Consider the following 9,858-nt stretch of genomic DNA (forward strand, 5'->3'; position numbering starts at 1 on the left):
CCGGCATCCGCGGCGGCCTGCCGCGGGCACTGCGCGCCTACCAGGCGCATGTCAGCGCCTTGGCGGAGCGGACTCTGGCATCGGTCTATCCGCGCCTGCGCGACCGTGTCGAGGCCGACCGGGCGGGAAGCTTCGCCTCGCTGGCCTGGGCCTGCTGGCGCCGTTTTCCGCCGCAGGACGGCGATCTGGGCGACTGGGGCGAGGCGCTGATCGGTCTGCTCGCGAGCGCCGAAGCCGACGGCCTGCCGCCGCTCTGGACGGCGCTGGCGCGCATCGAATGGTCCCTGCACCGGGTGGCGCGCATCGCGGATCCGGCGCCGGACCTGAACTCGCTGGCGTTGCTGGGGCGTCTGCCCGCCGGGGCGGTGCGGCTGGTCCTCGCGGACCATGTCGTGCTGCACGAGGGCGACGGTGGCGGTCCCGGCATGCAGGCCCTGCTCGAGCTGGCGTGCGAGTCCTTCGGCTCAGGACCCCGGGCCTCGCTGATGGTGTGGCGGGACGGCTGGGGCGGTCAGTCGATCGCGCTCGACGAGGTGACCACGCGCTGGTGCAGGTCGCTGCGCGCGGCGCTCGACCTGGAGCGCGCGCTGCTGGAGGCCGGCAGCGGCTTCGACTTCAGCGCCTGGCTGTCGGCGGCGGTCACGCGCGGATGGCTGGCCCGCGTCGAGACCATCGAGCCCCTCCAGGCGATCGGCGGCATCGAGAGGGTCCTCACTCCCTGGGGCGGAAGGTGATGATCATCACCTTGGGCACGGTGCCATCCGTGTCCGCCGGGAAGCTCTCGGTCTTGTCGAGTGCCCGCAGCACGGCGCCGTCGAAGTCGGGCAGACCGCTCGACTTGACCACCTTGCGCCCGATGATCGTGCCGCCAGGACCCGTGCGCACCTCGACTTCGGCTTCCGGATTCGAATCGCCGCCCGGATCGTTGTAGATGATGTTCGGACGCACGCGGGCCTTGATGCGGCCCGCGTAGTTCGCCGACGGCCCCGAGCTTCTCGCCGCCGTGCCGGTCGACGTGGGCGGACCGATACCGCCCGCCATGCCCTGGATGCGCCGCAGGTTCTCCTGACGCTGCGCCTCGGCCTTGGCTTCGGACTCCTTGCGGGCCTTCTCGGCCTTCGCCTTGTCGGCGGCCTTGGCCTCGTCCTTCTTGGCCTCGTCCTTCTTCGCCTGCTCTTCCTTGGCCTTGCGGTCGCGTTCCTTCTGGTCCGCCTCGTCCTTCCTGCGCTGCTCCTGCTTGCGCTTGTCCTCGGCCTCGCGCTGCTCCTGCTCGTCCTTGAGCTTGCGCTCCCTGGCCTTGGCGATCGCGATGTCGGCGTCGCGCTGGGCCTGGACCTCCTGCGGGGTCGGCTGTTGCGGCTTGGGCGGTTCAGGCTGGGGCTTCGGCGGCTCGGGCTGTTTCTCGGTCGGCAACTGTTCCTTGGGCGCGGCGGCCTGCGGGACGGCGGACCACAGCTCCGCATCCATCGCCGGCACCGGCGCCGAGCGCCAGCTGACGCCGAAGCTCAGGGCCGCCACCAGCAGGATGTGCGCGACGACCGCGAAACTGAAACCGCGCCCCAGTCCGGGCGCGGGCGGCGGACGCAGGGGATCGCGGTCCGGGTGGAATCGGGAGACCAGGGTACTCATCGCGTGCGATCGTTTCCCGGTTTCAGCGGTCCGCCGCGGCGCCGTTCTTCACGGACAGGCCCACGCGCTGGACGCCCGCGCGCTGCAGCACGTCCATCGTCTTGACGACCGCCTCGTACTTGACGTTGCGGTCGGCGGAGATCACGACCGGCGTGGTCGCGTCGCCCTTCTGCGCGTCCTTGACGCGCGCGGCCAGCGCCTTGAGCGGCACCGGCGACGGGTCCTGGTCGCCGTCGAGCTTGATCTTGAGCTGCTCGTCGGTGCCGACGATCACCTGGATCACGTGCTGCGGCTGCGTGCGGCTGGTGCCCACGCTGGGCAGGTCGACGACGCCGGTGGTGATGAGGGGCGCGCTGACCATGAAGATGATCAGCAGCACCAGCATGACGTCGATGAACGGGACCATGTTGATCTCGTTCATCGTGCGGCGGCGCGAACCGCTGCGGGAGGACATTCCAGGCATGACCGACGCTCCGGATCAGCGCTGCGCGGCCGGCGCGGGCTGGCCGGCGTTGCGCTGCAGGATGTTGGAGAACTCCTCGATGAAGGTCTCCAGCGTGATCGCGTTGCGGTCGATCTGGCGCGCGAAGCGGTTGAAGGCCAGCACAGCGGGGATCGCGGCGAACAGCCCGATCGCGGTCGCCACCAGCGCCTCGGCGATGCCGGGCGCGACCGTGGCCAGGGTCACCTGGGTCAGGTTGGACAGGCCGACGAAGGCGTGCATGATCCCCCAGATAGTGCCGAACAGGCCCACGTACGGCGACACCGAGCCCACCGACGCCAGGAAGGACAGGTGCGATTCCATCGCGTCGAGCTCGCGCTGGAAGCTCGCGCGCATCGCGCGGCGGGCGCCGTCCAGCAGCTGGCCGGAGTCGACCACGCGCTTCTCGCGCAGCTTCAGGAACTCGCGCATGCCGGACGCGAAGATGCGTTCCAGCGGTGCGCCGTCCGGGCGGTTGGAGACGCTGTTGTAGAGGTCGTTGAGGTTCTTGCCCGACCAGAACTCCTGCTCGAAGCCCTCGTTGCGCGTGCGGATGCGGCCCAGCGAGATGAGCTTGCTGAAGATCACGCTCCAGCTGGCCAGCGAGACCAGCAGCAGCGCGGCGATCACCAGCTGCACCGTGAGGCTGGCATGGGCGATCAGGGAAACGATGGAGAGGTCTTGGTTCATGAGGTCGACGGGCGGTGGTCGGGGATCAAGGACGGATCAACGGGGGATCCAGCCTGGAATTGTGACAAGTCTGGCGGGGTCCATGGCAAACGACGGGCCAGGGACATGCAAAGAAGCGTGTCGACGGGGCGGCAGGGTCGGTGCGCGGCCCGCGGGTCAGCGCGGCGCGGGCGACACGGCCCCCGGCGCGGGCTGCAGCGCTTGCAGGATGCGTGCCGGGATGCGCGCGGGTTTCAGGCTGATCGCATCGACGCAACCGATGCGGATTCGGCCCTGCGTCAGCAGCTGCTCGCCGCGCCAGACCTGCTGGTCGATGACCAGGCTGGCGCGTCCGACCTCGGCCGGCACGACGCTGACGCGCAGCCAGTCGTCCAGCCGCGCCGGCGCCAGGTAGCGCAGCGCGGTGTCACTGACCACGAACATCAGGCCCTCGTCGCGACGCATCGTCTCCTGCTCGAAGCCCAGGCCGCGCAGCCACTCGGTGCGGGCACGTTCCATGAACTTCAGGTAGTTGGCGTAGAAGACGACGCCGCCGGCGTCGGTGTCCTCCCAGTAGATGCGCAGCTCATGATGGTGGACCGCCAGCGCGGGCGAGGCACCGGAGACGGCGAGCGGGCCGCCGAGCAGGGCGGGGACGGTGGCGGCGCCGCCGTCGGCGCGGGGATCCGAATCGGGATCGGCAGGGGAACCGGAACTCATGCCGGGATGATAGGGCGTTTGCCGGGCGCACCCGGTCCGGGAAGCCGCGGGCGCGGTTCGGCGCTCACGATACCGATTCCGGGTCGGGGGCTGGCACGCCGCGTGCTGTGTGGGCTCGTGTTCATCACGTGACCTGCCATGCCCCCATTTGATCTCGACTACATCGGGCAACTTGCCACCGCGGCGGTCACGCCCAAGGGCCGGCAGGCGGCCCAGGCGTCCCGGCTGGCCTCCCGGCGCATCGAGGCGATGCGTGCCTCCGACGACCCGCATCAGCGGGTGCTGGGGGCGGGGGGTATCGCGGGTCTGGGGCAGCCCGCCGACCTGGCGAAGACGGGGCGAATCCTGAAACCGACCAATCTGTAGCGGACGAAGCCGCGGCGGCTTCGGGCCGGATTCAAGTCGGCATCAGGCCCGCGCTTTCAGCTGGTCGAGGCGAGCGCTCACGCGATCGAGCGCCTCACGCAGATCGTCCATGCTGCTGGCGAAGGACAGGCGCAGGAAGCGCTCGCCGAAGGCCGGGCCGAAGTCGCGGCCGGGCGTCAGCGCGACCTGCGCGTGTTCCATCAGGTCCATGCACAGGTCCCAGCTGGACAGGCCCGTGCCCGAGGCATCGGCCCAGGCGTAGAACGCGCCGTCGGGCATGACGGGCACGGGCAGGCCCATGGCCTCCAGCGCCGGCACCACGACGTCGCGACGGCGGCGCAGCTCTTCACGGCGGCGTTCGTACTCGGAGATCGATGCCGGATCGAAGCAGGCCAGCGCGGCGTGCTGGGCGATCGTCGACGGGCAGATGTAGAGGTTCTGCGCGAGCTTCTCGACCGCGCCGACCATCGCGGGCGGCAGCACCAGCCAGCCGAGCCGCCAGCCGGTCATGCCGAAATACTTCGAGAAGCTGTTGATCGACACCACGTCGTCGCCGAGCGTCAGCGCGCTGCGCGCATAACGGTCGTCGTAGCCGAGCGGCTGGTAGATCTCGTCGACGATGGTGACGCCGCCGCGCTCGCGCACGAAGGTGTGGATGCCGGCGAGTTCAGCCGGCGGGATCGAGGTGCCGGTCGGGTTGCTCGGCGAGGCGAGCAGCACGCCGCGGCTGCGCTCGTTCCAATGCGCGCGCAGCCGGGGCAGGCTCAGTTGGAAACGCTCCTCGGCGGTCGACGGGATCAGCACCGGCGTCGCGTCGACGGCGGCGACGAAGTGCCGGTTGCAGGGATAGCTGGGGTCCGGCATCAGGACCTCGTCGCCGGCCTGGAACAGGGCGAGGCAGGCCAGCTGCAACGCCGCGGACGCGCCGGCGGTGACAACGATGCGGTCGGGATCCAGGGCCAGGTCTTGCGTCTGGCCGTACCAGTCGGCGATGCGCTGACGCAGCGCGCGCAAACCGTTGGCCTGCGTGTAGGGAATGCGGCCTTCGGCGGTGAAGCGCGCGGCGGCCTCGCGGACGGCAGGGCTGGCGCCGAAGTCAGGCTCGCCGATGTTCAGGTAGATCATGCGCCGGCCCCCCTGGGCCGGATCGCAGATCGGCGAGCGGGCGATCTCGTCCGCCCGTTTCGCGCACTCCATGACGTAGAACGGGTCGATGTTCCCGACGCGATTCGAAAGTCTCATTCCGGCGGCATTCCATGATGGCTCTGCCGCCGATCATAGGACGCGGGGCGCGCGTCTCAGCGCACGAAGCGGTTGCCTTCGCCCACGATCGAGAGATCCGCGAAGTCCAGGCCCGAGTGATCGGCCGGGCTGTAGCTGATCTCCAGGCCGCCGATGTTGACCTTCTGCATGTTCTCCAGCGTGTCGCGCAGCTTCTGGCGCGACGGGTGCGGACCGGCGCGGCGCAGCGCTTCCACCAGCACCTTCGCGCCGGCGAACCCTTCGATCATGGCCGGCGTGATGTCGCCCAGGCCCTGGGCGGTGGCCAGGCCCTGCGCCTCGGTCACGATGGCGGCGTTGCGGGAGCGCTCGTAGGGGAACACCTGCCCGACGATGATGCCGCGCGCGTTCTTGCCCAGCGAGGCGACGAAGCCCGACGAGGCGTTGTTGGACAGGGTCACGATCTGCACGCGCGAGCCGCTGTCGCGCAGCGCGGCCACGCCGTCGACGACGGCCTGTCCCGAGCCCAGGAAGATCACGGCCTGCGCCGAGGTCGACTGCGTCTTGGCCACCGAGGCCTTGAAGTCCGGATGGGCGCGGTCGAACTTCTCGAGGAAGGCGGCCGTCTTGCCGACCGCGGCGAAGCCCGCCATCACGCCGACCACCGCGTCCGCGCCGAAGGAGTCGTCGACCTGGACCACGCCGATCTTCTCGATGCCGATCAGGCTCAGGTGCTTGACGGCGCGTTCCGCTTCGCGCTGGTAGGTCGCGCGGACGTTGAAGAGCCACGGATGGACCGGCTTGTGCAGCGCCATCGCGCCGGTGGACGGCGCGACCAGGGGCACGCGGTGCTCGGTGAGCAGCGGCATGATGGCCTGGTTGTGCGGCGTGCCGCGCGTGAGGAACAGCGCCAGCACGTTGTCGTTGACGATCAGCGTCTTCGCGTTTTCCGCCGCGAGCTTCGGATCGAACTTGTCGTCCAGCGAGATCAGCTTGATCTTCTCGCCGTGCACGCCGCCGGATTTGTTGATCGCGTCGAGGTAGAGCTTCGCGCCGTCGGTCGTTTCCTTGACGCTGGCGGCGACCGATCCGGTGAAGCCGGAGGTCTGGCCGATGAGGACCTCGGCGTGCGCGGTCGTCGCGGTCATCGCCGCGGTCATCGTGACGAAGAGGAGGGAGAGCATCAGCCCACTGAGGTTTCTCACGTGCATTCCTGGCAAGAGGTAGGGGCGCCATGATCGGGCGCGTCGCGGGCTTCGCCGTCGTCGGCGCGCCACGTCGGTGCGCGCGGGCGGCCTTCGGAGCGAAGCGATGTCTGGAGGTGCGCAGCGCAGCCTCACGGTGCGGAATGTACGGCGCAGCGGGAGCGCTGATTGCAGGGGCTTCCCGGGTTCCGACACCTGGAGTTGCATGAGTTACCCCGAAATTGAGTCACATGGCGTGATCGGCAACCTGCGCACGACCGCGCTGGTGTGCACCGACGGCACGATCGACTTCTTCTGCTTCCCCCGTTTCGACTCGCCCAGCGTGTTCCTGTCCCTGCTGGATGACCGGCGCGGCGGGCGTTTCAGCATCGGACCGGCCGCCGGCGCCGGCATGCACACGCGACAGATGTATCTGCCCGATACGAATGTGCTGCTGACGCGCTACCTGTCTGCCGAAGGTCTGGTGGAGGTCATCGATTACATGCCTGTGCGCACAAACGGTCCGCAGAGCGCCCTGGTGCGACGGGTTCGTTGCATCCGCGGTTCACGACGTTTCGAGATGCGCTGCGAGCCGAAGTTCGACTACGGACGCGCCGAGTGCAAGGCCGAGGTCGGCGACGACGGCCTGCTGGCGTCGTTCACGATGGGGGCGTCGCCGGGGCCGATGCAGCTGCGCAGCACGGTCCCGCTGCAGATCGATCGCGACGATGCCGGCGCGGTCGGCGTCGCGATGGATCTGAAGGCGGGCGACGAAGTCGGCTTCGTCTTCGAATGCGTGATCGAGCGGCCGACCGACGACGAGGATCTCCACGACTTCCTGGAGGCGTCGTTCACCGAGACGATGGCGTACTGGCAGGCCTGGAGCGAGCGCTCGTCCTATCGCGGCCGGTGGCGCGAGATCGTGCTGCGCTCCGCGCTGATCCTGAAGCTGCTGAGCTCCACGGAGCACGGATCGATCATCGGCGCGGCGACCTTCGGTCTGCCCGAGCATGTCGGCGGCGTGCGCAACTGGGACTACCGCTACTGCTGGATCCGCGACGCGGCGTTCACCGTGCATGCGCTGCTGCGGCTGGGCTACACCGAGGAGGCCGACCGCTTCATCGGCTGGGCCAAGGGTCGCGCGGACGACGACGAAGCAGACGCCGTGCCGCAGGTGCTCTATGCCGTCGACGGCCGCCGCATCGAGTCCGAGATCGAGCTGGATCATCTGTCCGGCTACCGCGATTCGCGGCCCGTGCGCGTGGGCAATGCCGCCGCCACCCAGCTGCAGCTGGACGTGGTGGGGGAACTGGTCGACGCCATGTACCTGGCCGACAAGCATGGCCCGGCGCCGTCCATCGATGTCTGGCGCCGGCTGACGGCCCGCATCGACTGGCTGTGCGAGCACTGGGACCAGCCGGACGACGGCATCTGGGAGATGCGCGGCGAGCGGCGCGATTTTCTCTCGGGCCGGCTGCTCAGCTGGGTGGCGCTGGACCGCGCGTTGAGGATGTCGAAACGGTTCGCGCGCCCGGCGCCGGTGCTGCGCTGGGTCGAGACGCGCGACGCGATCGCGTCGCAGATCATCGATGAGTTCTGGCATACCGGGAAACAGGCTTTCGTGCAGTACCGTGGCGGTGACACGCTGGACGCGGTGGTGCTGCTGATGCCGATGGTCAAGTTCATCGGTTCCAGCGACCCGCGATGGCTGTCGACCCTGGACGCCGTGGGCCGGGAACTGAGCGTGGACGGACTCGTCGCCCGCTACACCACCGTGGACGGCGCGGACACGGCCAACCTGGACGGGTTGCACGGGCAGGAGGGCGCTTTCACGGCGTGCTCGTTCTGGTACGTCGAATGCCTGGCCCGGGCCGGGCGCGTCGACGAGGCGCGGCTGCACTTCGACAAGTTGCTCACCTACGCCAACCACCTGGGTCTGTACGCCGAAGAGATCGGGCGCGGCAGCGAGCACCTGGGCAACTTCCCTCAGGCGCTGACGCATCTGGCGCTGATCAGCGCGGCGCTCGCGCTGGACCGGGCGATCGAACGGAAAGGACCGAAGCCATGACCATGCGCACGCTGGAGCAACAGGTGGCCCTCGTCACGGGGGCGAGTTCGGGCATCGGCAAGGCGATCGCCGTGGCCATGGCGGACGCCGGGGCGGCCGTGGCGGTCAACTACCACTCGCAGCCGGACGCGGCGCGGGACGTGGTGGCGCAGATCACACGGGCCGGCGGACGCGCGGTCGCGGTGAAGGCCGATGTCGGCTCGGAGCCCGAGGTGCAGCGGCTGTTCGAACAGGCGGTCGACGCGTTCGGCCGGGTCGACATCCTCGTGGCCAACTCCGGCATCCAGCGCGACGCACCGATCGGCGAGATGACGCTGGCCCAGTGGAACGAGGTGATCACCACCAACCTGACCGGGCAGTTCCTCTGCGCCCGCGCGGCGGTGGGGCTGTTCCGCCAGCAGGGGCGGGAGGCGCAACGCTCACGCGCGCTCGGCAAGATCATCCACGTCAGCTCCGTCCACCAGCTCATCCCCTGGGCGGGGCATGCGAACTACGCGGCGTCCAAGGGCGGCATCGACCTGTTCATGCGCAGCCTCGCGCAGGAGGTGGCGCAGGAGGGCATCCGCGTCAACGCGATCGCACCGGGCGCCATCGCCACGGCGATCAACCGGGCGTCGGTGGAGGACGAGGCAGCCAGGAAGAAGATGCTGTCGCTCATCCCGTACGGGCGCATCGGCGCGCCGGAGGACGTGGCGGCCGCGGCGGTGTGGCTCGCCAGCGATGCCTCCGACTACGTCGTCGGCACGACCCTGTTCATCGACGGGGGGATGAGCCTGTATCCGGAGTTCCGGGACGGGGGTTGACCGATCGGCACAGGTCGTACACCACGCCGCGCAGCCATTGATGCGCCGGGTCCTTGTCCTGGCGCGGATGCCACATCTGGGACACGGTGATGGGGTCGGTCGGCACGGGTAGCGGCAGCGAGCGCAGCGAGCCGTGGGCCATGTCCGCCCGGAAGAAGGAGGAGGGCACCAGCGCCACGAGGTCCGTCGCAGCCGCGATCGACAGCGCCGCGCGGAAGCTCGGCACGACGACCGCGATGCGGCGTTCCAGTCCGCGCGCGGCGAGCGCCTCGTCCACCGGGCCCGCTCGACGGCCCCGCCGCGAGGTCACCACGTGGGCGCAGGCCGCATAAGCCGCTGCATCGAGTTCACGCCCGTCCAGCAGCGCGTGACCCGACCGCACCGCCGCGACGAAGTGGTCGCGATAGAGCGCCTGGATGCGGACCTCGGGGCCGGACTCGCCGAGCACGCCGATGTCCAGGTCGATCAGGCCTTCACGCAGTGGGCGGACGTCCTTGTCGGGCTTGGGCGCGAAACGCAGGCACACGCCCGGCGCTTCTTCGGCGGCACGTGCGACCAGCGCCGGAGCGAAGGCCTCGATGAAGCCGTCGTTCGCGCGCAGCGTGAAGGTCCGTTGAAGCCGGCGCAGATCCCAGCCGGCGCCGGCGGGTTGCAGCACGGCGCGCGCGCCCTGGGCGAGCTCCCGGACCTGCTCGCGCAGGGCCAGCGCGTGCGGCG

At 69.8% G+C, this 9,858-nt stretch carries 11 protein-coding genes; 4 read left to right on the forward strand and 7 right to left on the reverse strand.

What is annotated here, in order from left to right; translation table 11 throughout:
- Positions 1-734: hypothetical protein (locus VF536_RS20745; RefSeq protein ID WP_414710421.1), on the forward strand; the 734-nt coding region annotated here is incomplete at its 5' end.
- Here the strand turns inward: VF536_RS20745 and tolA are convergent.
- The 4 genes from tolA to ybgC all read right to left on the reverse strand — a co-directional run bounded on the left by tolA (position 712) and on the right by ybgC (position 3,499).
- Entirely contained in the window at positions 712-1,629 is a 918-nt protein-coding gene (gene tolA / locus VF536_RS20750) for a cell envelope integrity protein TolA (protein WP_331616768.1), read from the reverse strand. The two genes, VF536_RS20745 and tolA, sit on opposite strands and share 23 nt — an antisense overlap.
- Positions 1,630-1,651: 22 nt before the next feature.
- Positions 1,652-2,092: an ExbD/TolR family protein gene (locus VF536_RS20755; protein WP_331616770.1), complete on the reverse strand. Its 441-nt coding sequence runs from the start codon at positions 2,090-2,092 to the stop codon at positions 1,652-1,654.
- A gap of 15 nt (positions 2,093-2,107) precedes the next feature.
- Complete coding sequence (gene tolQ, locus VF536_RS20760; RefSeq protein WP_331616771.1) at positions 2,108-2,800, reverse strand: protein TolQ; 693 nt, start codon at positions 2,798-2,800, stop codon at positions 2,108-2,110.
- A gap of 156 nt (positions 2,801-2,956) precedes the next feature.
- On the reverse strand, positions 2,957-3,499 hold the full coding sequence (gene ybgC / locus VF536_RS20765; protein WP_331616772.1) for a tol-pal system-associated acyl-CoA thioesterase: 543 nt from the start codon (positions 3,497-3,499) through the stop codon (positions 2,957-2,959).
- 138 nt (positions 3,500-3,637) lie between these two features.
- Here ybgC and VF536_RS20770 point away from each other — a divergent pair, with 138 nt between their 5' ends.
- Entirely contained in the window at positions 3,638-3,865 is a 228-nt protein-coding gene (locus VF536_RS20770) for a hypothetical protein (RefSeq protein ID WP_331616773.1), read from the forward strand.
- A gap of 42 nt (positions 3,866-3,907) precedes the next feature.
- Here the strand turns inward: VF536_RS20770 and VF536_RS20775 are convergent, their stop codons facing one another.
- Positions 3,908-5,107 carry a pyridoxal phosphate-dependent aminotransferase gene (locus tag VF536_RS20775; RefSeq protein WP_331616774.1) on the reverse strand — a complete coding sequence of 400 codons (1,200 nt, stop codon included), beginning with the start codon at positions 5,105-5,107 and terminating at the stop codon, positions 3,908-3,910.
- Positions 5,108-5,163: 56 nt separating this feature from the next.
- On the reverse strand, positions 5,164-6,270 hold the full coding sequence (locus tag VF536_RS20780; RefSeq protein WP_331616775.1) for an ABC transporter substrate-binding protein: 1,107 nt from the start codon (positions 6,268-6,270) through the stop codon (positions 5,164-5,166).
- Positions 6,271-6,496: 226 nt separating this feature from the next.
- Here VF536_RS20780 and VF536_RS20785 point away from each other — a divergent pair, with 226 nt between their 5' ends.
- Entirely contained in the window at positions 6,497-8,338 is a 1,842-nt protein-coding gene (locus VF536_RS20785) for a glycoside hydrolase family 15 protein (protein WP_331616776.1), read from the forward strand.
- A complete protein-coding gene (locus VF536_RS20790; protein ID WP_331616777.1) occupies positions 8,335-9,141 on the forward strand; it encodes a glucose 1-dehydrogenase in 807 nt (268 codons plus the stop codon). Before VF536_RS20785 ends, VF536_RS20790 begins: the two co-directional genes overlap by 4 nt.
- Here VF536_RS20790 and VF536_RS20795 read toward each other — a convergent pair.
- The coding region (locus VF536_RS20795) for a LysR substrate-binding domain-containing protein (RefSeq protein ID WP_331616778.1) at positions 9,092-9,858 on the reverse strand (767 nt) is incomplete at its 5' end. The genes VF536_RS20790 and VF536_RS20795 overlap by 50 nt on opposite strands.

This window comes from Roseateles sp., assembly GCF_036486225.1.
In the GTDB taxonomy this organism is placed as follows: Bacteria; Pseudomonadota; Gammaproteobacteria; order Burkholderiales; family Burkholderiaceae_C; genus Roseateles.

Coding starts and splice junctions, on each gene's coding strand:
- tolA (WP_331616768.1), bottom strand. CDS start 1,629: ATGAGTACCCTGGTCTCCCGATTCCACCCGGACCGCGATCCCCTGCGT.
- VF536_RS20755 (WP_331616770.1), bottom strand. CDS start 2,092: ATGCCTGGAATGTCCTCCCGCAGCGGTTCGCGCCGCCGCACGATGAAC.
- tolQ (WP_331616771.1), bottom strand. CDS start 2,800: ATGAACCAAGACCTCTCCATCGTTTCCCTGATCGCCCATGCCAGCCTC.
- ybgC (WP_331616772.1), bottom strand. CDS start 3,499: ATGAGTTCCGGTTCCCCTGCCGATCCCGATTCGGATCCCCGCGCCGAC.
- VF536_RS20770 (WP_331616773.1), top strand. CDS start 3,638: ATGCCCCCATTTGATCTCGACTACATCGGGCAACTTGCCACCGCGGCG.
- VF536_RS20775 (WP_331616774.1), bottom strand. CDS start 5,107: ATGAGACTTTCGAATCGCGTCGGGAACATCGACCCGTTCTACGTCATG.
- VF536_RS20780 (WP_331616775.1), bottom strand. CDS start 6,270: ATGCTCTCCCTCCTCTTCGTCACGATGACCGCGGCGATGACCGCGACG.
- VF536_RS20785 (WP_331616776.1), top strand. CDS start 6,497: ATGAGTTACCCCGAAATTGAGTCACATGGCGTGATCGGCAACCTGCGC.
- VF536_RS20790 (WP_331616777.1), top strand. CDS start 8,335: ATGACCATGCGCACGCTGGAGCAACAGGTGGCCCTCGTCACGGGGGCG.